The 23,160-nt window shown below is 43.6% G+C and carries 19 protein-coding genes and 1 pseudogene; 2 read left to right on the top strand and 18 right to left on the bottom strand.

Features of this window, described 5'->3' with window-relative positions:
• Positions 1 to 163: 163 nt before the first annotated feature.
• From AC58UU_RS05275 to AC58UU_RS05315, 9 genes are all read right to left on the bottom strand, one after another.
• Positions 164 to 2,341, bottom strand: coding sequence for a helix-turn-helix domain-containing protein (locus tag AC58UU_RS05275; protein WP_497313650.1), 2,178 nt, complete (start codon positions 2,339 to 2,341; stop codon positions 164 to 166).
• Between the two features lie 69 nt (positions 2,342 to 2,410).
• Positions 2,411 to 3,550 carry an exo-beta-N-acetylmuramidase NamZ family protein gene (locus AC58UU_RS05280; RefSeq protein ID WP_497313651.1) on the bottom strand — a complete coding sequence of 380 codons (1,140 nt, stop codon included), beginning with the start codon at positions 3,548 to 3,550 and terminating at the stop codon, positions 2,411 to 2,413.
• A gap of 137 nt (positions 3,551 to 3,687) precedes the next feature.
• Positions 3,688 to 4,395: a PIG-L deacetylase family protein gene (locus tag AC58UU_RS05285; protein ID WP_497313653.1), complete on the bottom strand. Its 708-nt coding sequence runs from the start codon at positions 4,393 to 4,395 to the stop codon at positions 3,688 to 3,690.
• Complete coding sequence (locus AC58UU_RS05290) at positions 4,396 to 5,364, bottom strand: GNAT family N-acetyltransferase (RefSeq protein ID WP_497313655.1); 969 nt, start codon at positions 5,362 to 5,364, stop codon at positions 4,396 to 4,398.
• A gap of 34 nt (positions 5,365 to 5,398) precedes the next feature.
• Entirely contained in the window at positions 5,399 to 6,259 is an 861-nt protein-coding gene (locus tag AC58UU_RS05295; protein WP_497313657.1) for a carbohydrate ABC transporter permease, read from the bottom strand.
• Positions 6,260 to 6,276: 17 nt separating this feature from the next.
• Positions 6,277 to 7,182: a carbohydrate ABC transporter permease gene (locus AC58UU_RS05300; RefSeq protein ID WP_171693532.1), complete on the bottom strand. Its 906-nt coding sequence runs from the start codon at positions 7,180 to 7,182 to the stop codon at positions 6,277 to 6,279.
• A gap of 100 nt (positions 7,183 to 7,282) precedes the next feature.
• Entirely contained in the window at positions 7,283 to 8,725 is a 1,443-nt protein-coding gene (locus tag AC58UU_RS05305) for an ABC transporter substrate-binding protein (protein WP_497313659.1), read from the bottom strand.
• 69 nt (positions 8,726 to 8,794) lie between these two features.
• Positions 8,795 to 9,709, bottom strand: coding sequence for an N-acetylmuramic acid 6-phosphate etherase (gene murQ, locus AC58UU_RS05310; RefSeq protein ID WP_171693534.1), 915 nt, complete (start codon positions 9,707 to 9,709; stop codon positions 8,795 to 8,797).
• A gap of 177 nt (positions 9,710 to 9,886) precedes the next feature.
• On the bottom strand, positions 9,887 to 10,753 hold the full coding sequence (locus tag AC58UU_RS05315) for a MurR/RpiR family transcriptional regulator (protein ID WP_057305501.1): 867 nt from the start codon (positions 10,751 to 10,753) through the stop codon (positions 9,887 to 9,889).
• 243 nt (positions 10,754 to 10,996) lie between these two features.
• Between AC58UU_RS05315 and AC58UU_RS05320 the strand changes: the two genes are divergently transcribed.
• Together AC58UU_RS05320 and AC58UU_RS05325 are read left to right on the top strand one after the other, a co-directional pair.
• Positions 10,997 to 12,292, top strand: coding sequence for a 6-phospho-beta-glucosidase (locus AC58UU_RS05320; protein WP_497313662.1), 1,296 nt, complete (start codon positions 10,997 to 10,999; stop codon positions 12,290 to 12,292).
• A gap of 2 nt (positions 12,293 to 12,294) precedes the next feature.
• Positions 12,295 to 13,305 carry a BadF/BadG/BcrA/BcrD ATPase family protein gene (locus tag AC58UU_RS05325; protein WP_497313664.1) on the top strand — a complete coding sequence of 337 codons (1,011 nt, stop codon included), beginning with the start codon at positions 12,295 to 12,297 and terminating at the stop codon, positions 13,303 to 13,305.
• 268 nt (positions 13,306 to 13,573) lie between these two features.
• Here AC58UU_RS05325 and AC58UU_RS05330 read toward each other — a convergent pair whose 3' ends face one another.
• The 9 genes and pseudogenes from AC58UU_RS05330 to AC58UU_RS05370 all read right to left on the bottom strand — a co-directional run bounded on the left by AC58UU_RS05330 (position 13,574) and on the right by AC58UU_RS05370 (position 23,130).
• Entirely contained in the window at positions 13,574 to 14,851 is a 1,278-nt protein-coding gene (locus tag AC58UU_RS05330; RefSeq protein WP_497313666.1) for an ATP-binding protein, read from the bottom strand.
• Between the two features lie 571 nt (positions 14,852 to 15,422).
• Positions 15,423 to 16,141: pseudogene (locus AC58UU_RS05335) on the bottom strand (ThuA domain-containing protein).
• A gap of 32 nt (positions 16,142 to 16,173) precedes the next feature.
• Positions 16,174 to 17,232 (bottom strand): Gfo/Idh/MocA family protein, encoded by a 1,059-nt coding sequence (locus AC58UU_RS05340; protein ID WP_497313668.1) that lies wholly within the window; start codon positions 17,230 to 17,232, stop codon positions 16,174 to 16,176.
• A 32-nt stretch (positions 17,233 to 17,264) separates the two neighbouring features.
• Entirely contained in the window at positions 17,265 to 18,293 is a 1,029-nt protein-coding gene (locus AC58UU_RS05345) for a LacI family DNA-binding transcriptional regulator (RefSeq protein WP_497313669.1), read from the bottom strand.
• A gap of 34 nt (positions 18,294 to 18,327) precedes the next feature.
• On the bottom strand, positions 18,328 to 18,897 hold the full coding sequence (locus AC58UU_RS05350; RefSeq protein ID WP_497313671.1) for an HAD family hydrolase: 570 nt from the start codon (positions 18,895 to 18,897) through the stop codon (positions 18,328 to 18,330).
• Complete coding sequence (locus tag AC58UU_RS05355) at positions 18,887 to 19,906, bottom strand: ABC transporter ATP-binding protein (RefSeq protein ID WP_497313673.1); 1,020 nt, start codon at positions 19,904 to 19,906, stop codon at positions 18,887 to 18,889. Before AC58UU_RS05355 ends, AC58UU_RS05350 begins: the two co-directional genes overlap by 11 nt.
• A gap of 3 nt (positions 19,907 to 19,909) precedes the next feature.
• Positions 19,910 to 20,953: an ABC transporter ATP-binding protein gene (locus AC58UU_RS05360; RefSeq protein WP_497313675.1), complete on the bottom strand. Its 1,044-nt coding sequence runs from the start codon at positions 20,951 to 20,953 to the stop codon at positions 19,910 to 19,912.
• Between the two features lie 29 nt (positions 20,954 to 20,982).
• A complete protein-coding gene (locus tag AC58UU_RS05365; RefSeq protein WP_497313676.1) occupies positions 20,983 to 22,128 on the bottom strand; it encodes an ABC transporter permease in 1,146 nt (381 codons plus the stop codon).
• Between the two features lie 3 nt (positions 22,129 to 22,131).
• Positions 22,132 to 23,130: an ABC transporter permease gene (locus tag AC58UU_RS05370; protein ID WP_497313678.1), complete on the bottom strand. Its 999-nt coding sequence runs from the start codon at positions 23,128 to 23,130 to the stop codon at positions 22,132 to 22,134.
• Positions 23,131 to 23,160: the final 30 nt, after the last annotated feature.

Genomic DNA, 23,160 nt, shown 5'->3' on the forward strand with positions numbered 1-23,160 from the left:
GAGTTGATGGCCTAACTATACATAGCCATGACTGCCCCGTAAAGATCGCATAATTACGGGAAGTCTCTTTTTTTGCAGACGCAGGTTTCCAAGGGATTCCAGGTCATTTAAGGAGATCGGATGAAAAAAAAGAGACTTCGGAAAAAATGAAGTCTCTGTTAGTTCAATGGTTAATCGTGCGATACTTCGCTGGCGTAATCCCTTCATATTTACGAAACGTTCGGATAAACGAGTTACGTCCCCAGTAACCTACCTTCTCCGCAATGTCATCGATTTTCATGTCCGTCTCCAGCAAAAATTGCTTCGCCTTCATCAGTCGGTATTTCGCAATATACTCCACATACTTCTCGCCAACCTCTTCTTTGAAGGTACGACTGAAGTGGCCGTTCGACATGTTCAAGAGCCCGGCAAAATATTCGATCGACAGCTCCTCATTATAATGCGCATGAATATAGTCCAAAATCTCTGAAAACTGCTTTGCACGCTGATCAGGCTCCTCTGTCCGAAATAAGACACTGTGAATGTCCTGGAAACAGACTTTCAGTTCATCCCATGTCATACAACGATTGAGCCGCTCGAACAAGTCTGAAAAGAACGGCACGTTAAAATCGTTTTGTTCGGTTTCTACTGCGCGGATCCATGTGTTGAGAACGTCGGTACATAAATATTTAGCCTGGATGGCAGTGGCATTCTTGCGTATTCCCACTTCGAGCATTTCGAAAGCAGATTGCAGCAGCTTATCATATTCCCGCGTCTTGAATTGGTTGAAGATACGGTTGACATCCTGAACAGATAAGAAGCTTTCCCACTGCGTTCGATCCCATACATTCGGTCCACGACATATCTCCACATCGGAATCAAGTCCGCGATTCTGCAGCACGGACAACGCGAGCTTATACGACTCATGCAGCTCTTCGGTAGCGTTCACCGTCTTCCCAATTCCAATCGTCGCTTTAAAGTATTCGCTGTACTGTTCCAGCAAGAGGCTCACAATGTTCGCGGCCTCCTCGGCTCCGAAGTGCAGAAACGGGTCATGCATCACCACGCACGCCATCACGTCCGGCTTCGTTTGACAGAGCCAGACCAGCGATGGCGACGATTTGACTATGCGTTCTTTGAGTTCCATGAATAGGAAAGACTTCGACGTCTCCGACAGCTGTTCATAGGCGGGCGAATTGTAGTGAAACGCAATGCAGAGAACCGTGCGCATCGCGTTCTTGTTATAGGTAAACTCGATTTCCTTCGCATAATATTCGATGGACAGCGCGTCCCGATATTCACCCAGCAGAATCTTGGTTACGAAAAGCTCCTGCAGGACGGGGAACATCCCGCTCACCCTTTGAGACAGCTCTTTATTTTCTTCCGTAATTTCCTTTATCGGACGATAGACGCGACGGCTTAAATAGTAAGAGACGAAGCTGCCCACCACGAGGAAAAAAACGAGAAACGCCCAACTAATCACCCGTGTGATGTTCGCTGGCTTCATCAGGGTACGCAGATCCGCGATGGTCACGTAATACCACGAATCGTCGAAGCTAGATTTCACAAATGACATGGCGACTTCGTTCGTAATGAGAAATTGAGACCCCTTGGAATTTGCGTGTGTATGCTCCAGCACCGCCATCGCTTCCTTATCTGTCAAACCAACTTGATTCATGATGAGCCCTTGGCTGCTCGCAATTGCCGTTCCCGTTACCCATTTTTCCGGAATGCTGATCTGCTCCTTGACCTTGTCCTCAGCGAAATCGACGACCAAATACACATCTGGGTTATCGCTGTTAAACGGATAGCTCATTAAGGCGGACATGCCGATTGTACTCGGATCGGTAAAGTCCATCATTTTTTTGCCGGTAAAATGGGACAGGTACGCTTTTCTCTGTTGCTCGTCAAGCGGATAACAAAAATCAAAGTAATACGCTTTGTCCGTATAAATATCGATATCGACAACGAGATCGTGATTCACAAAATATAAGAATACCTTTGAAACCAATTTATCGGATTGAAGCTTCATCAACTGCTCTCTGAGAGAGTGAAGCTGCTCCGTACGCTGTTGGTTTTCACGCGAATCGTCGACTGTACGGAGCAGACTCGTTAAATTGGAAGAGCTGAGCATGTTAATCATATTTGTCTTGAGCGAATCTAATGCGGTGTCCGTCTGCTTGGAAAAGTGGCTTATGATGACATCGTTGAGCTTCTCAGCATCCTTCTCGATCGTACGGACCACCAGAACATGAGCCATAATGCTGGCAACAATAACCGGAATGAGAATAACGATGAAATAGGTGGTAAAAAGCCGCCAAAAAAGGGCTAATCGGAACTTATGTAACTTAGATTTGCTCACACGATCGCCTCCCGCCCCCTGTAAACGTTCGCAGTGATGGCATTACGAATAACTTCTTATCGCGTTCTCTTAATATAGATGATACTGCTGTTTCATCTGTGCGAATTCCCGACTTTCGTTCCGAAATTGTTCTAACAACACCGAAACATCTAATGGATCTTCACGATATACCTTATCCCCGCATAATAAATCAATAAAAGGCCTGGATCCCACTTTAAAAGGTGGCAGGAAAGAAAATTGTTCATAGTTATGCTTAATGGTATACATCAGTGTGATAGCTATCTCCAAAGGACGAATCGCTCGGGTATCAAGTATATGAAGCTGCACGCCACTGCATGACTCTCCCTGAAATTTGGAAAAGGTCGGTTTAAAATAGACCGGACGGAAAACGACTCCAGGCAGTTTCTTACTGTTCATCTCATCCGCCAGTTGTTGAGCATTGATGAACGGGGCTCCTACAATTTCAAAAGGAACTGTGGTCCCTCTCCCTTCAGACATGTTGGTGCCTTCAAATATACAGGTGCCTGGATACAACAATGCCGTTTCAAACCGGGGAATCCCCAAGGAGGGCAGCACCCAGTGTCGACCGGTATCAGCGAACTGCATCTTCCTATCCCAGCCCTCAGCACGTATCACATGCAGATCACAATGCCAGTTCATCTGATCGTTAGCCATCGTGGCCACCTCACCGGCAGTCAGACCGTAACGCACACAAAGCGGATAATTACCAACAAAAGATTGATAGTCCTGCTTTAAAATGTTACCTTCTACCGTCACCCCATCCAATGGATTGATCCGGTCCAAAATGACAAATGGCTTGCCTGCTTTCGCACAGTCTTCCAGAGCATACAGCATCGTATAAATAAAAGTGTAGTATCGTGTGCCCACGTCCTGAATATCATAGACGACCATATCTACCTCATCCAGCATTTCCTGACTCATACGCTTGGAATCCTTACGGTACAAGCTATATACCGGCACCTGTGTGATCGGATCCAGATACGTTTCTACCAGGGCGCCTGCTGCTTGATCACCACGCACACCGTGTTCCGGTGAAAACAGAGCTGTCAGATTGAAATTCTCATGCAAAATTTGAATGGTGGAAACGAAGTCATTGGTTAAGCCGGTAGGTGCCGTAATTAGTCCCAATCGTTTCCCTTTAAATAGATGAGTGTACTGCCCAATGCAATCGATACCGTTTCTGATCATAGCTGCCTCCCAAATTTTGTTTGATAAAAGAAAAACGCAATTACATCTTCGCTTTACCCAAACGCAAAGTTAAGAAAACCTCTATCAAGGCGCCATTCAAGAATGAGCGGCCGCGTTTAGAGGTTGGTTTTTGTAGGTTATAATTCAGTTTTGAGAACACGCATATTTTCTTCTGGAATCATGAAGGTTTGTGCATATTCCTTTCTGGCTTCAATCCCGCGGACACGCATTAAATGCTTGTAGTATTCCAGGTACTGGAAGGATTTGCTGCCTGTTACGAACCAATGTGTAGAGACGGCCTTCACCCATAGGTCGAAGGCTTCTTGGTCGTAGTCGACATACACATACGGACGATAGTCGACGGCGTCCTCCCAGTTCTCGGCATAATACAATCTCTGCGCAAAATGTGCAGGAAGCCCCCGCTCAAACGTCGGCAAGGCGGCAAAATAGCGGGCATCATTGACGATGCGGTGCGTTGTCATATGATCCTTGTGCATGCTGTTCTTCCAATGCGTAATAATGACGTTGGGACGAACTTGACGAATGACATCGCATACGCGAAAACGCATTTCTTGGTTATCCTGCAGCTCGCCGTCAGGAATATCGTCGAATACGAACGCTTCGCCGCCCAGCATCTCGGCAAAGGTTTTCGCCTCATTCACTTTCTGCACGCGATATTCGGCCATATCTTGTCCTGCCGGAACTCCGCGTTCGCCTGCTGTCAGCGCTAGGGTCGCAATGCGGTCCCCCTTCAAAGAGTGACTTGCCAATACGCCCCCTGCCGTTAATTCGGCGTCACCAACATGACCACCGATGGCTAGAATCGTTAACTTTTGCTCACTCATTCACACAAACTCCCTTCTCATGACAGAAAATTGTTTGACGGTTGTAAAGCCTGCCTTCTCGTAGATGCGGATAGCCGGATTCATACTGCCCGTATAGAGCGACATATAGTCGGTCCCAATCGAACGAAAAGCTTCGCACAGCTTAAAGAAAAGGATACTGCCCAGACCGTGTCCCTCGTGCTCGGGAGTGACGCCGATTCCGGCGAAATAGCCCCGGCCGTTGTCTTGACGAATGACCGGACCGGCAAATCCGATGACCTTGCCTTTATATGCAGCAATCACAACTGGCACACCCTCTGCCGTGCTTTGCCCGATTTCCCTCTGCCATAAAAGATTATTAAATCCATTCAGCATTTCATCCACGCCGTCATGCTTTTCTTGGTCGAACAATTCCACTGTGTAACCACCCGATGCAGCCTTGCTTTCCTTGGCTCTGATATCCTCTGGTATGGTGAAGCCGTCCAGCTTCAAATACATGGCGCACTCTTTGGCGCGTTCCACATACCCTGCCTGCAGCAAAAACGTATACAATTTACTTTCGATTGGCACGCCCGGCGCATTGTTATGCTCATGCTTCGGTGTCCCCGGTATATACCATGGCAATAACATCGGATTAAAAAATAAGACATCGCCTTGCTTTTTTCCCAGCTGCTGAAAGCGATGCTCCAAAGCGTCTAGCATGCCTTGATAGCTCTCATCTGTTTTGAACTCATCAGCTAAAATGATGCAGGTGATGTATCCCGCCACTTCCCCAAGCGGCAGATCATCCCCTATGCAGCCGCAGGCAAAGCCTTTGACTTCATTTTGTTCCAGTAACACAAAAGCATTTTGACTATCAAAATAAGGGTTGGCCGTGAAGATACGCTCAAAGGTTTGTTCAGTTAGCTCCTTGTAGCCCTCATTAACGGCTTCTTCATTCCATAAGTCAATAACCGCTTGACGATATTGTTGATCCCAAGACACAATCATGCTGAAGTAATACCTCCCCCACGCGCGGCTTGTATTAGCCCTTCACCGCACCAACCGTTACACCTTCTAAGAAGTACTTTTGCAAGCTGAAGAAAAGAATAAACATCGGCAGTGCAGAGATCGTAGCACCCGCCATCATCGGCGCGATAAACGTCGTATTGGCGAAACGGAAGTTTTTCAATCCGACTTGAATCGTCTGCATATCCATCGTATTTGTGACAAGAAGCGGCCAGAAGAATGTGTTCCAGCTATCCATAAACGTTAGAATCGCCATGACAGCAAGCACGGTTTTGGACAACGGCAGAATGATTCTCCAATAGATCGTGAACTGACTGCACCCTTCGATCTTGGCGCTTTCCATAATCTCATTCGGGATGCTGCTCATAAACTGTTTAGCCAGAAAAATATTATATACAGTAACGATACCCGGCATAATTAGCGCGCTGTACGTATTTTGCAGTTCGAACACGTTAACAACCAGAATATACAAAGGAACTTGCGTAACTTGGTAAGGAATCATCATGGAGACAAGCAGCACAGCAAACAACACGCCTCTCCCTTTAAAACGAAGTTTAGAAAATGCATACCCAGCCATGCTCGCAAAAATAACATTGGACACCATCACGGTAGACGCCACGATCAGCGAGTTCAAAATCCAACGATACGAATACTCACTGTAATCAAAGAAAAATTTAAAGGAAGCGAATGTAAACTTGCTTGGTAAAATGGAGTAGCTCACCGCTCCTGCCTCAACTGGATCAGCAAAGGATGAAATGACCATGAAATAGATCGGAAATATCGTCGCCAAAGCAAAAAGTAGAAGGGCGATAAAAATGATTGAATTTCGAATGGTTTTTACTCTAGGTTTTCCTGCATGATTGCTGTATAAAGCCATTTTTTATCCTCCCTCTCTTAATACTCGACGTCTTTTCCTGCATATTTAAACTGAATAACCGAAATTCCCGCGATAATAACAGCTAGAATCAGCGATTGCGCCGCGGCTTTACCGAATTCAAAATAAGTAAATGCATTATTGAAAATCAGTAGCCCAACCATGGTAGTCGCATTGTTCGGACCGCCACCGGTCATCAGGTATGCGTTTTGGAACACTTGGAAAGAACCGATAACACCCGTCACCAAAAGAAATAATGTAGCTGGTTTCAAAGAAGGAACAACGATGTGCCACAGCTTCTGAAAAAAGTTCGCTCCGTCCATTTCCGCTGCCTCGTAATACGTATCATCAATGCCGAGTAATCCGGCCAGGTAGATGATAATGCTTGTGCCATGACTGGACAACCAGGACATTAGAACCAAAGAAAACATCGCCGTTTTGCTTGAGCCCAGCCAATTCTGATTGGTAATGCCAAAGAAATGAATCAACTGATTTAAAATTCCGCCTTCCATCGGATCGAAGATCCAAAGCCATACGACGGATAAAGCAACACCTGAAGCAACAACAGGCAAGTAATAAACACCTTTGAAAAAGCCCTGCGTTTTTTTCCTGAGCGGCAGAATCATAATCGCGATCACCATGGACAAGATCAAGTTAACAGGCACTGTCAAAAGCGTATAGACGACGGTATTGCGCATTGCTTGCCAAAATAAAGCATCTTTCACCGTAGCGACATAATTGTCGAATCCAACATATGTGGAACCGAGAGGCTTATATTGTTGGAGACTAATGATAAAGGCGCTAACGACCGGATATGCGGTGAACATCGCAAAAACAACCAAAGCGACGGCAATGAATGCATATCCCCAAGCACCTTCTCCTTTGATTCCTTTTCTTTTCATCGGTTTAGCGATATTCGTTGCCATTCTGTCTAACCCCCAAACCTCGTTTCAAAAAACTCGGATTAAAATAGTTCGGATAGCCGCGCAACAAGCATCACGACTATCCGAGGTTTACAACTTATGATTAATCTTTCACAACGCCGTCTGCGCCAAATGCAGCAATCGCAGCGGTTTTCACAGCTTCATACATCGCTTCAGGAGTAATTTCACCTGCGATTAGACCTTGGAACTTAGGTACGATAACTTCTGTTTCCAATTTAATTGCTTTAGCACCCAGTTCTGTCGGGATATCCGAACGAGCCGGTGTTGCATTTTTCAGCATGTAGTCAACAGCAGCGATGTTCTCAGGGCTTCTGTCAATTTTCATGCTTTCAGCCGCTTTTTTACCGCTTTGCGTAATGTGAGCAGAGAACAGATCACTGTTTGTTGCAGCAGCATTTTTACCGCTAGCTAAGAAGTAAGCAGCTTTTACAACATTCGCTTTGTGCTCAGCCGTAGGTTCCTTTTTACCACGGAACGTCATGTAACCGTCAACGACAGTAGCGAATGATGGTTTTGCACCTTGGAAAGTCGGAGCCGGCAATACAACATAATCAACTGGGATAGAGTCTTTTACAGCACTTGCATCAGCTGCTTTCAGCTTCGCATTATTAGTCTTAGCGGAATTTTCAAACACCGCAAGTCCTTTACCAGTGATCATCGTTTGACCTGTTAAGAACATGTTCCAACGTTTACCTGCATCTACGGAGCTAAGCTCTTTCGGCATGGAACCGTCATCAATCAGCTGACGAAGATCTTTGAGCAATCCTAGGTAGTTTTTGCTAGTGTACGCATATTTCAAATCTTTATTAAACGCATGAGGCATGCCGGCATTTTTCGCCATGATACCCAAATAGTCAACGGCTGCAACGCCTTTAACAGCGAACACGAAACCATAGCGTGTTTTGCCGTTTTCAGTTACGACGCCCTTTTTGACCGCTTGACGGAATTCATCGTACGTCCAACCGCTCGTTTGTACTTTCTTCCAATCGATGCCGGCCTTTTCCAGGTACGCTTTGTTGCCGCCCAGTGCGTGAACTTCCATGTACGCTGGGAAACCGTAAAGTCCTTTGCCGTTCTTCATGTATTCAAGCGGAGCTTTATCATAATCGTTAATCATCTCAGGAGTTGCTGAATCTGTAATGTCCATGAGCAAACCTTGCTGCAGATACTTAGGGATGCCGTCAGAGCCTCCGAACGCAATATCCGGCGGGCTGCCCGCATTCACTTGCGTATCCAATTTCTGCTTCATATCTTCCCAGCTTGCCGGTTCGATTTTCAAAGTCAGATTCGGGTACAATGCCGTAAAGTCTTTGGACATTTGTTCGAAAGTCTTTTGGTAGTTCGGTGAAACTGGCGGCAGCAAAGCAGTAATGGTGTCTTTAGCTGTTGAGGCGCCGGCAGTAGCCGCTGGAGCAGGAGTGCCTGCTGGTGTAGTTGTTGCTTTCGTACCGGAAGTACCACCACAAGCTGTTAAAGCCATGGTTAAAGCTACGACGGATGCTAATACGGGCATTTTTCTTTTCATGGAAATTGACCTCCTAATATAGGGATCTTTGAGCGCAGCTCAAAGTCTCTCCTTTTTATATTGAGTTTTTCATACAACTTTGCTAAAAGTACGTATGGCTGTTTTCAAACGGCCGTCACATTGATTCAATGCTCGTTCTGCCTCCGCTGCATCCAAACCGGTTTTTATCATCATAATCGCCAATTTACAATTCATGGAAGCGCTTTCCAAATGGGCAATAGCGCACTTTTCATCTACCCCTGTTGCTGCTCTAATGATACGAACAGAACGATCATACAATTTGATATTACTTGCCTTCATGTCAACCATGAGGTTGTTATACGTCTTTCCAAGCTTCACCATCGTACAGGTCGTCAGCATGTTAAGAACCAGCTTCTGTGCTGTCCCCGCTTTCAGTCGGGTAGATCCCATAATCGCTTCCGGCCCAACCACTGGCGCAATACACACATCACAGACAGGCTCTAGTTTGGAATTTTTGTTATTCACTACGCCTATCGTTGCTGCACCAATTTCCTTTGCTTTTTTCAAACTAGCAATGACGAATTGTGCGCTTCCACTGGCCGTAATTCCGATAACAGCATCCTTGTCTGTCACACCGCACCGTTCAATGAGTGCGATCCCCTCCTCCGCGTTATCCTCAAAACCTTCAACTGCAATTCTTAGTGCCCCATCGCCACCGGCGATATGACCTTGCACCAGCATGGGGTCAATACCAAAAGTAGGAGGACATTCAGAAGCGTCGAGCACACCGAGTCTGCCAGAAGATCCAGCCCCTACGTAGAACATTCTGCCACCGTTTTTTAGAACATGATGTAAAATATCAACCGCTTTCATAATTTGCGGTATTTCTGCTCCCACTGCGGCGGGAACCTCAGCATCCTGCTCATTCATTAAACGCAGCATTTGTTCCGTTGTACATTCATCCATAATCAGTGTTTTCTCGTTAATCTCTTCCGTAGTCAACCCCGACAGATACTCATCCATAGCCTTCCTCCTATCCTGTTTGTTACAATTTCTAATTTCATACTAGCGAAAAATTTCATGATGGTCAATAGTTTTTGAAATTTTATTTCTTATTACAATAAACATTTGATTTTTTATTTTATTTTACAACAAAAAAAAGACAGCGACTTGATCTTGCTAAGGCGTTGTCTTTGTCTTTTATTTACGATGCTTGCTGCTGGCTATAATATCGTGCGTTTTAGCTAAATATTTCTTCACTTTCTTGTATTCCGCACTGGCTACACCCGCAAAAAGAATATCAATTACCGTCAGCATGGCAATTCGCGATCCCATGGCACCGCTTCTGATGGTTACCTCTGGTGTTGAAATGCTCAAGACGATATTCGCCTTATCTGCTAACTCGCTTTTATTATATTTGGTAATGGCAATAATACATGCGCCATTTTTTTTGGCTATTTCTAGCGAATCGAGAATTTCCACCGTACTGCCGGAATTCGAAATAAAGATGGCTACATCACTTTTGTCCATCAGCGTAGCTGCCGTGAGCTGGCTGTGCCCGTCCGTGTAGGTATGACACATCTTGTTAATCCGTGAAAATTTCTGCTCCGCATCGATACCGACCAGACCGGAAGCACCGATTCCAAAAAATGCAATACGGTTGCTTTCACGCAGGACTTTTACAGCACGGGCTATTTCATTTTTATCAATGACACTGAGGGTGTCTTCAATAGATTTACTATTATTGCGAGAAATGTTAGAGATAATGACGGATAGATCATCCCCTGGTTGTATATCGGTGTACTGGTCCTTCTCATCATCATCCATAGATCCAATTGAAGCTGAGATACTTACAATAAAGTTCCGGTAACCTTTATACCCCATCGTTTTACAGAAACGAAGAACGGATGCGTCACTGGTCTTCGTCAGCCCGGCAAGGCTCTTAATCGAAAGATGCGGGATTTCCTCTAAATTCTCCAAAATGTACTCGGCTACCAACTTCTCTACAGGAGTTAGGCTTTCTTTCATATCACGAATCTTTATCAAAATATTATCATTAATTGACATATATATTATCTGTTCACCCTATTTTCTCTGAGCTAAAATTTTAATCTCATCATACGTATAATTGCTCAAAAAAACAAGATTAATATCTAAAATAGTACACAATTTTGAATATTAAGTTAAGAAATTTATTTTCAAAATTAACCATTCAAAGTAAAATTAAATTCCAGTTTATATTGCAGCGTTTCTGAATGCGATGCTATAATAGCAGCGAGATTGAGCTGAATAGGAAGGGTGAATGCATGGATGAGTAAAAAATTGAAAATAGCGATTATTGGATCAGGAAGCACCTACACCCCAGAATTGATTGAAGGAATGATAAAGCGAAAAGACGTATTACCAATAGATGAACTAGTACTCATGGATATTGATACAAGAAAGCTAGAAATTGTAGGCAAACTCTGTGAACGCATGATACAGGCAGCCAATATTCCTTGTCGAGTCATCTTAACCGAAAATTTGGATGAAGCGCTGCTGGATGCGGATTTTGTGTTATCACAAATTCGTGTGGGTAAGCTGCCTGCCCGCGTACTCGACGAGACCATTCCTCTCAAATACGATTTAATCGGGCAAGAAACCTGCGGAATCGGTGGATTTTTTAAAGCCATGCGCACCATTCCCGTTATGCTTCATATTGCCGACCGTATGCAAGAACTGTGTCCGGATGCTTGGCTCATCAATTTCTCCAATCCAGCCGGCATCATTACAGAAGCGCTGCTTAACCATTCCAAGGTGAAGATGCTTGGTCTGTGCAATGTCCCTTTCAACATGTTCAAGAGCATTCGTGAAACCTTGCAATTAGAGCATGCTAGCTTTACCTATGTTGGACTTAACCATTTAAGCTGGATTACGTCTATTGAGCAAGATGGTAAGGATTTTGTGAAAACAGCACTTGATATGGGGCTTAACAGTGAAGCGATGAAGAATATTCCTTCAAGCGGATTTAGTAAAGAGGTCGTTCAGATGGTGGGAGCCATACCTTCTTCTTATTTGGAATATTACTACTTCAAAGAGAAGAAGCTAAAATTGCTGAAAGACAGCGAACTAACACGCGGCGAGAAATGTATCCAGATCGAAGAGGAGCTGCTAAACATCTACTTGGATTCTGAACTGCATTCAAAGCCGGAGCTGCTTTCTACTCGCGGCGGAGCCAATTATTCGGAAGTAGCCATCAGTTTAGTCGATGCCATCTATAACGATAAACAAGAGGTACATGTGGTCAACCTTCTTAACAATGGGGCACTAGATTTCATGGAGGACTCCGATGCCGTTGAAGTATGTGCTGTTATTGGTAAAAATGGCGCAACACCGCTCAAAGTTAACGATTTTAATAATCAACATATCATTGATTATATGCGTATGGTCAAAGCCTATGAGCGTGAAACTGTAGCTGCCGCTGTGAACGGCAACGAAGATGCCGCTATGCGCGCCCTATTGATGAATCCATTGGTCGGTGACTATGATGCCGCGCATAACTGCTTCAATGAGTTGAAGGAAGCCCACAGAGACTACCTACCGCAGTTTTTCGCTAAAGAGAAGTAGTCATGATCGATAAAAAATACATTATCGGTGTTGACGGCGGAAATAGTAAAACGGACTACTTTCTATTTGATATCCAGGGGAACTTTGTAGACCATATTCACACAGGTACATGTAGTCACGAACAGTTCCCCGACGCATACCAGAGCTCATTCAGAATCATGAATGAAAATATTCAGCATATGCTGACGCGGAATCAGTTAACCATGGATCATATTGCAGCAGGAGCTTTCGGATTAGCTGGCGCTGACATTCCATCCCAGAAGGAAAATTTATGCAAAGTCATCGAGCGTATCGGCTTTACTCACTATGCCATGGACAACGACTCATTCTTGGGTGTTAAAGCTGGCAGTGAAAAGGGCTTCGGTATTTGCTCCATTAATGGTTCGGGCTCCTCTACAGGAGGGATTTCTCCAAGTGGGAAGCGCCTTCAAGTAGGCGGTGTTGGCAGTGAGCTATCTGGCGATGAAGCTGGGGGGTTCTTTCTAGCCAGAAAAGTACTACGGGCTGTATATGACTTTTTCTACCGTATGGGGCCGGAAACCGGGATGACTGAACCCGTCATGAAGCTGCTGCAGATACCCAGTAAAGAATTGTTCATTGAATACACCTTGAACGGCATACAAAAGCGAACAAGTCCCACCACCAAGCTGGTACAAATCCTGTTCTCCGCGGCAGATAACGGAGATTCCGTAGCTCTGAATATTCTAGATAACACGGCCAAGCAACTGGCCTACTCCACGGTTGGCTGCATGCACAATCTGGATTTTGACCATGAAGTCGATATCATTCTGGCAGGCTCGGTTTGGGTCAAAGCTGAAAGTCCTCTGCTGCTCCAAAACTTCAAAAATCATATTGCAAGCTTGACCAATCACAGCTGCAATTACATCCTTCTACAAGTCCCGCCCGCAACTGGCGCAGTCCTATGGGCACTGGAACTTGCCTATGGTCATCCAGTGAATTTGGATACTCGTCTGAAAGTGATTGAGGCCGTAGAACAACACGAAAGTTTATAGTGTAATAAAGTCTCGCTATCGGATGGCTTTCCCATGCAAACGATAGAAAACAAAAAATGAGATGGCAAGAATAACCTTGCCATCTCATTTTTTTCTGTGCCCCTAAGTCAATTACTTTAGGGACAGATCCTTATTCAGCTTTAAAACCGCGCCATGCCTTGCACCCTTGGGCACATGCACTTGGTCTGTAATATTGTTCCAGGTCACCAGATCTGTAGAACGGTAACAACAGCATCTATCATAACATGATCGGACAAGGTCATGTACCTCATAAAGCCTCCAACAACCGTTGCCGATCATTCGATCCCATCGCTAAATGAATAAGGTGAGCCACCAATTTTTTCTGTTCTGGATTTAATCGGGCAAACACTCTTGGTTCTAGTTGACACATTTCCCTGATCACAGATTCCAGCTCTTCTTTTCTGGTATTGTCCTCAGGTTCATCTTTAAAAGTAGGAAATGCCTTGGATTCCGCAAAGTCCTCAATAACATGATCTGCTAATAATCCCAAGTAGGGCTTCCTTTTTTGCTTAATAAACGTGTTGATTTCTTCAAGTAAAAATTGAAAGGCCTCGCTTCTTCTGCTTGCTCCAAAAGATAATTCCAGTTGTCCACCGTTGTCTTCACTATCAAAATCAAAATGATCAAATCCTTGACTTTGAATATAAACACTATGATAGAAGGAATCACCTTTATTATTAAAAGTTGTCGGCTGCTTATGCTTCTCCGCTAAATTCGAATCGATAAAGTAAAGCTTGGAATATTCATGATTGATTCGGTCATTCCAACGAACATATTTGATTTGGAACTCCGTTTGTGTATGCTCATGAATGATTTTAAAACTTTCTCTTTCGGCTATAACGCACGAATAGTCTAAGGATACGCCATCCAATCTAACATCGAAATGTTTTTCAGAATGAAGTTCTAGGAACCACCCAAATTCCTTACATAAAAAAGTCAACAAATCCTCATATACAAAGTCTTTTATGATATTATGAAAAGTTACCGTCGTCCCTGAATCTTCATCTGTTAGTATGTTATTCGTAGCTTCATAAGTATCCAAATTTTTCGAATGAATACGAATGATATACGTATTTTTAAGAAGGCCGTCTACATATGTCGTTTTCCATGTTGCATCTGATGCAAAGTGGTGGAAGGTTAATCGACCGATTCCATTCTTTCCATGCATGGCAGAAGTCGTTCTGGCTCGCTTTTCAGGATCAACTTGCTTCTCTGATTCAAAAAAAGGCGTAAACTTCCGATCTAATTCTCTCCTGTCTATGCCATAACCATTATCAGCAATGACAATTTGATCTATACCGCCTAGAACATTCTTATGTAGCTTAACATCTACAACAGTAGCTTGAGCATCGAATCCATTCCAAATATATTCAGAGATTGCTTGCAAATAATCAAACTTACGAAGAGTTTTTTCGATACCTTTTGAGGATATTTCTATTTTGCTTTTGCCCAAAACGATCAACCCCTTCAATGAGTAATTAATCACTCCAATATCTACAAATCTATCATATTCCAAATCTTTCATTCCGTATGTCGATTCATGCTTGCTAGGTGCAAATCTTTTTCGACAAAAAGGGGCTGATCTCGCTAGGTCCATTGACCTTTTGAGAGAGCCCCTTTTTTTTGGTTTGGAGAAGGACAAGCTGTTCTAATAACATGGCGCAATCAATTCTGCATAAAGCGCAGCTAATCTCATCATTTTCGCCGATTTGGTAGTTTATGGGGCTGTCACAAAATGATAAATACATTTAGAAGGGCAGCAGCTTTATGGATTCATGCATCCAATGGTCGGCTCCCACTAAAGAGAACGTAGAGACGCTATTTACGTGAAATATGCCAAATTTAAGTAATTGAGGAACGTAGAGACGCAATTCCTTGTTTTTAGCTTCGAATAGCACAATTTTCATCAAATAAAGCCCTCTCGTTCCGCTAATTCAATTTTCAGCTCATTTCATCGGTAGCGGCTTGTCGTTCCGTTAAGAACAACGCTGTCCCAAAAGGACCTCCCCTATTGGCGGAAGTCCTCATTTTTCATGTAACTATCTTCAAAGTGGATACCCCTCAAGGTCTATAACTCTTTTGTAACAACCCATCAATCACTTTTTGATTTCTTCCAATGGAGAATGATGTCCATAAAACGTTTTTTCTCTTATAACCGGGGCTGTCCATTTTACAGCATTGGCGATCACGCGCTGAACATCTTTGTTGTGATAGGTAGGATAAGTCTCATGTCCTGGACGGAAATAGAAAATTCGGCCTTGACCGCGACGGTAGGTGCAGCCGCTGCGGAACACCTCGCCCCCCTCAAACCAACTGACGAAGATTAATTCATCAGGTACGGGAATATCAAAATGCTCTCCGTACATCTCCTCTTCCGCCAAATCGATAAAAGGACCTATTCCTTCTACGATTGGATGCGATGGATCTACAACCCAAAGCCGCTCTTTCTCGTCTGCTTCTCTCCAAAGCAGATCGCAGGATGTCCCCATTAGCTTGCGGAACATCTTGGAATGGTGGCCCGAATGCAGGACGACCAGGCCCATCCCCTTATGTACACGGTCACAAATACGATCAACGACATCATCCTGAAAGCCCTTGTGATCGACGTGCCCCCAATATATGAGAACATCGGTAGCATCCAGCTTTTCTTGGGTTAGTCCGTGCTCAGGCTCATTAAAGGTTGCAAAGCTAATATCAAATCCATCCTGCCTGATACCATCAGCAATGGCTCCATGCATCCTTTGGGATATATCCGGGCTACCTCTTCTTTTCTTTGTTCTTGCAGAAATTCATTAAATATCGTTACTTTAATCATACAACTCGCTCCTTTTCTTACAATGAATGCAGTTATATGGTTCTCGTTACTCCGTCTTTAGCTGAATCTATGATCGCTTGCAGCACTTGTTGATTACGATATCCGTCTATAATTGTAGGGAGTAATGGAGAGTTAGCCTGTTCCAAATAATCCACAAAATCCTGAAGCATGGGCTTCATCGTTTTCTCGTCCAAATGAATTACTTTTTCTGTTAGCTCCAGCTTTTCGCCTTCTCTAACCGTCAAATGAACTTCATTCGGTTGTTCAACTGAAATCCTGACGGTACCTAGATCGCCAAACAACGTAACATGAAATTGATTTTTGGTTCCAATTGCATTTTTATGGGTATAAAACGTGCCCATGACCCCGCCTTCAAGCACACACTGGAATCCGGTAAAGTCATCCACGTCTACTTCAACGAGTTGATGCGTCCGCGGGTCCGTTCGGTGATCGATAAACGTGCTCATAATACCGGTCACTTGCGTAAATTCTCCTACAAAAAAGCGTGCCGCATCCACCATATGAGAGCCAATATCCGCTAATATACCTGACCCTGCCATTTCCTTGTTAAATCGCCAGGTGTACTCCTTGTTAAACATAGGCGCGTTTTCCTCTTGCAAGTAGTGAGCGGCAATATGCCGAATACGCCCTAAAGTCCCTTGTTCTACAAGCTGTTTAACGTATTGAAAGCAAGGTCTGTAGCGATAGGAAAATCCAATCATGCAAGGTATCGGATTCTTTTCATACAAGCTTAATAATTCATCAGCCTCTTCCATCGTTCGCGTGAAAGGTTTTTCAGAAAATATCGGTTTACCGCATTCAATCGCATATTTTAAGATGTCAAAATGGAATTTATTCGAGACACCGGATATGATAAAGTCAACATCGGTATCAGCAATAATGGCATTATAATCGCTATAGCGCTTCTCAGCTGATAAGTTCAATCGATCACCGACCTCTTCAACGGCCTTCGTATTCACATCACAAATGGCTGCAACTCGCGTATTCGCGATTCTCGAAAGATGGTTCATGTGATAATCGCCAATTCCTCCAAGGCCAATGATGCCTACGTTCCATGTTTCTTTGTTCATCCTGCTGCCCTCCCGATATTGTCTTCAACTACTTATCCAATCGTCAGACAAGAATTTCTTTCTATAATTTTGCTTTCAATAATCATATTTTCCGAGAAATCCCCTTGCAGAACGCCTAATTGGTGCATTAACAAACGGACAGATTGAGCCCCTAATTCCGAAGGCTGCAAATCCATGCTAGTCAAAGACGGGTTCGATTGAACCATCATAGAGAGATCTCCGCATATGACAAACAAAGATACATCTTCAGGTACCCTGAGATTCAAATCCTTGAGTGCATTAAGGACACTGAATGCCGTGCGATCGTCATCTGCAATAATCGCGGTCACTTTCTTCTTCTGGTTACCAAGGATTTCAATTGTCTCTGCATAGCCATAGTCCATGTATTCACTTGTATTTAAGGCAGGCTTATGATGAATCATGTGATCTTCCACATCAAGCTGATGATCATTCATCGCCTTGATAAAGCCAGCTTTCCTATCGATGGACACGGTCATAAGCTCATTTGCATTTAAAAACATAATGTCTTTATGACCCTTGTTGATCAAATACTTGCATATGCTGTCAATAATCTTGTGATTGTCGTTATCCACGCTGAAAGATTTATGAATATTGGTATTCATGACTCTACCGACAGTAACAAAGGGGATTTGTTCACCATGCATGAGGTTGATACGGTCATCATCGGTCGTTGGGCTCATCACAACAGCACCATCAATCGGATAACTCGACAGGAATGGTGTTTTTACCTTTTGCACAGGAATCATATCAAGCAGAACCCTGTATCCATAAAAGGAAGCTTCCAAAATAACACCATTGATGAACTGTGTATGAAATGCGCTAAAAAAGAAGCTGCCATGCGGGATTGTCAACCCGATCGCCATGGTTTTCTTCGTAGCCAAGCTTCGCGCAATATGATTAGGCACATAATTTAATTGTCTGGAGACCGTCATTACTCTCTCTTTTACTTCGTCGCTTGTGGGTCTTTTTTGGCTAAAAACATTCGACACTGTCCCTTTAGAGACTTTCGCTAATTTTGCTACTTCATCAATTTTAGCCATATATAATCAAACATCCCTTCAGAAAACCATCCATTTATCTTAATTCTTCATTGAGTTTTTCCACTAAATCGATTAATTCCAACGGATGGTTGATCGTATAGTCGGGTATTTCACTTTCGTCTGCGTGCAATTTCGGGTACCTGGGCGTCCAGCTAAGGAAGACACTCGTAATCCCCAGAGCATTGGCTCCTTTAACATCGCGGCTCAGGTTGTTGCCAACCATGACAATACGGGAGCAATCCTGCTCACTGAGATCCAATGCTCCAATCGCGGCTTTAAACATACGTGGACTTGGTTTAGAAGCTTTAATGGTCTCTGAATAAATCATCGTTGTAAAATAATCATACAATCCATTTTGCGTTAAAATATTTTTGAACGATTGCGCCCTACCGTCGGCTACGATGGCCAGTATATATCCACGTTCGGCAAGCGTCTTCACCATAATATCGGCCCCTGGAATCACATTAGCCTGAATGACAATATCATGGTCATCTCTAATTTCGGTTCCTTCATCAATGATGGTATCTCCGCAGTCCAGAAAAACAATAAGCTTCTTAGCATTCGGATCAATCGTAGTCGTATCATTCGTTGTCTTATGACTCATGGATTACACCTCTTAAGTTTAATTGATTCGCATAGTGGCAGGAAGCATAATGATTTTCGCCGACGGGCTGCAGCTCTGGTTCTTCCTGTATACATTTATCGGTCTTATACGTACACCTTGGATGAAAGTGACATCCGCTTGGAGGATTAGCTGGATTAGGAACTTCTCCTTCGAGAATAATTCGATCCTTCTTATAATTCGGGTCTGGCTCTGGTACAGCCGACAATAGTGCCTCCGTATAGGGATGCTTGGGATGATCAAATAACGAATCCACCGGCGCCAATTCTACTATTTTCCCTAAGTGCATAACAGCTACTCTGTCGGAGATGTTTTGAACGATGGATAAATCATGAGAGATGAAAATATAAGTGATCTGCAGCTGCTCTTGCAGGTCCTTCAGCAGATTAATGATTTGTGCTTTAATTGATACGTCTAACGCCGAAACAGCTTCATCACAAACAATTAGTCTCGGTTGAGAAATAAGTGATCTCGCAATAGCGATACGTTGTCTTTGCCCTCCGGAAAAGGCATGAGGATATCGTTTGAGATAGCTGACATTTAATCCGGTCTTCTCTGCGATTTGGGTAACTTTGTCATCCAATTGTGATTTCGTCAACTTAAAGTTGGCGAGCAGCGGCTCAGCAATAATATCGTATACGCTCATTCTCGGACTCAATGATGAATAGGGATCCTGAAAAATCATCTGAATATCTTTTCTATATTTCTTGAATTCTTTGCCTCGCAGCCCTAAAAAATCAACTTGCTCTTCACCTTCAGGCTGATACATCACTTGACCTGAAGTGGCATCCATCCCTCTCACGATACATCGGCCTAACGTCGTTTTTCCACAGCCTGATTCGCCGACAATGCTTAGGGTCTCCCCTTCCAACAGCTCAAAAGAGACGTTGTTCAAAACGCGAATGGATGAAGGCTTGCTAAACAGCTTATTCTTGGATTTTACTTGAAAATCCTTATTTAGATTATTTACTTTCAGTATAGGTTTAGACATCCCTTATTCTCCTTCGCCTTCATCCTTATAAAGAAAACATCTAACCATATGGCTATCGGATACTCGAGTTTTCGGCACGGCCTGTTTATTGCATACACCTTCAATCCTATCCTTACAACGATCATAAAAGCCGCACATTGGAGGCATATTGAATGCCATCGGAACTGTTCCTTCAATCGATTCTAGACGTGTATGTCTATTTCCGCCTAATCTTGGCATCGATTTGAGCAGACCTTTCGTATACGGGTGTTTAGGATTATTGAAAATTTCTTCTACTGTCGATTGCTCAACAATTTTCCCCAGATACATGACGGCCACTTCGTCGCACATTTCTGCTATGATCCCAAGATCATGAGTCACCAGCAGAATGGCCATTCCAAATTCCTGTTGGAGTCCCTTCATAAGCTCTAACACTTGTGCTTGAATGGTTACATCCAGCGCAGTCGTGGGCTCATCGGCAATTAATAGTTCCGGATTGCAGGACAAAGCCATTGAGATCATCGCACGCTGGCGCATGCCGCCGGAAAACTCATGCGGAAATTGGTCAAACCGCTTCTCTTGATCGGAAATCCCAACTTTACTGAGCATTTCTAGCGCTATCTTCTTGGCCTCTTTTTTATTTTTGGTGCGGTGGATCAAAATGGACTCCATGATCTGATTCCCAATCGTATACATCGGTGAAAATGCCGTCATGGGTTCTTGAAATATCATAGCAATTTTGCGACCTCGAATCGATCGAATCTGTTTACCTCGCGAATCTAGAGATAACAAATCCAAATCGTTTAGCGCCTTCTCAGAGGTGGAGTGATAAACAATCTTCCCTGAGGTTTCACATTCTTTGGGATTAATACTGATGATAGCGCGACTGGTCAGACTTTTTCCGCAGCCGGATTCGCCTACAAGGCCCAATGTTTTACCCTTTTTTATTTCAAAATCAACGCCATCAACAGCCTTCATTTCCCCATTATCCATTTGAATTCGAATTTTGAGGTCTTGAACGGATAGCAGGGGTTGTTCGGATTGTGAAACAGAAGCTTGAGATGTCATAATATCTCCTCGCCTTACGCTAATATGGATTATTTCTTGTATGGATCGGCAGCATCGCGCAATCCGTCTCCCAGAAAGTTAAAGGTTAATACGGTAACGATGACAAATCCTAAGGGGATTAGCTTCCATGGATATAAAGCGACATTCTCGATCTGTTGCGCTTCCTGAAGCAGAACACCCCAGCTGGTAGCAGGAGAGCGTATACCAAGTCCAAGAAAGCTCATTGCTGTCTCGCCTAGAATCATGCCGGGTATGGCTAATGTCGTTGCCACAACCAAGTAGCTGATAAAACCAGGCAAAAGATGTTTAATAATGATTTTAGCATCGCTAACGCCGGCTATTTTGGCCGCTAGCACATATTCTTCATTTTTCAACGAAATAAACTTTCCTCTTGCTACCCTAGCCAGTTCCGTCCAACCAATAAAGGCGAAGATAATGACGATATAGATATACATCGTTACTACGGGCACACGCGGTGGTATGGCAGCCGATAGTGCCATCCATAGTGGAAGCGTTGGAAATGAACGAATAATTTCAATGAAACGCTGAATGACCGAATCGATCCATCCTCCGAAATACCCCGATACACCCCCGATAAACAAACCTAAGACAAAGCTGATCGTTACGCCAATGAGAGGGATACTTAATGAAATCTGACTTCCCATCACAGTTCGCGATAATAAGTCTCTGCCCATCCCGTCCGTACCGAAAATAAATACACGACCAGGTTGATCTACGCCAAATAGATGTCTATTCGTTGGAATCAAGCCAAGGAATTTATAGCTTTCACCTTTGACAAAAAAGCGGATCGAATGGCGAACCTTCTCATCCGGAACAAAGACTTTACGAAGTGTAACCGGGTCTCTGGCTGACTTTAGGTCATATACAAACGGTCTAAATCGAAACTTTCCCTCGGCATCTATGAAGCTCACTTTAGCTGGAGGCGCATTCACATATTTACTGTCGTAGCTCTCCAACCCGTAAGGTGCTATAAACTGAGCAAAGATGGCGGCTATGTAGAACAAGGATAAAATCACTAAGCTGATACGGGCTAATTTATGCTTCTTTAACCTGTGATACATAAGACGCCATTGTGAACTGTAATAGACATCGCTGTTTTTTTGTGGCTTGATCACGTTTAATTTCTGTTTCCCTGCTATCGGAATTGTTTTCATAGGTTATGTACCTCTGAACTCTGTGCGAATTTTTGGATCGAGCCATGCCAATAAAATATCCGAAATCAATGTCCCTATAACCGTTAACACAGCCATAAACAATAACCAGGTGCCTGCCAAATACATATCCTGGGCTAATAATGCGTTATACATAACGGGACCTTGAATGGGTAAATTTAATACGATTGCCGTAATTGTAGAACCTGTGAAAATGGAGGTTAGTGACCATCCAATGGTACTCACGATCGGATTCATTGCAGCGCGTGTCGGATATTTAAGCAATATTTTCGTTTCCGATAAGCCTTTTGATCTAGCTGTCACTACATTCGGCTTATTCAATTCGTCCAGCATTTGACCTCTCATGACTCGAATCAGCTCTGCCGTGTTCGCTAAGCCAATCACAAGAACAGGGATAATCATATGCTTCAGCAAATCAAGAATCTTGTCCATCGACCATCCTGCATTAACGAATTCATTCGAAAATAGCCCTAGCAGGGGATCGCCAAAATATACATAAGAGAGGTACATTAAAATAATAGCCATTAAGAAGTGAGGGGTAGCCATGCCTAGAAAGCCAATTGCTGAAAAAATATAATCACCTATCGAATATTGTCTTACCGCACAGTAAATACCGATTGGGATCGCTACCGCATAGGTAAAGGCCATCGTTACCAGAGAGACGATGATCGTTAACCCCATGTACTGCGCTATGACGTCCATAACAGGCCTGTTATAGCTGAATGAATAACCGAAGTCGAAATTAAAAACAATATTTTTCATCCACGCTAGGTATTGCATAAACCAAGGTTGATCCAATCTTAAGCTTGCTCTCATTTCATCCATATCTTGCTGCGTCATGACATCGCCTGCCACAGACATCTTAGCCGCATAAGTCGATACATAGTCTCCGGGCGGCAGTTGAATGATGTAGAAGACGATCATGGAAATAAAAATAACGACGGGTATTACCAATATGATTCTTCTTAAAATATATTGGAGCATCTCTATCCAATCCTCTCCGCTTAATTCGAA

Source organism: Paenibacillus sp. JT22N1 (assembly GCF_059692155.1).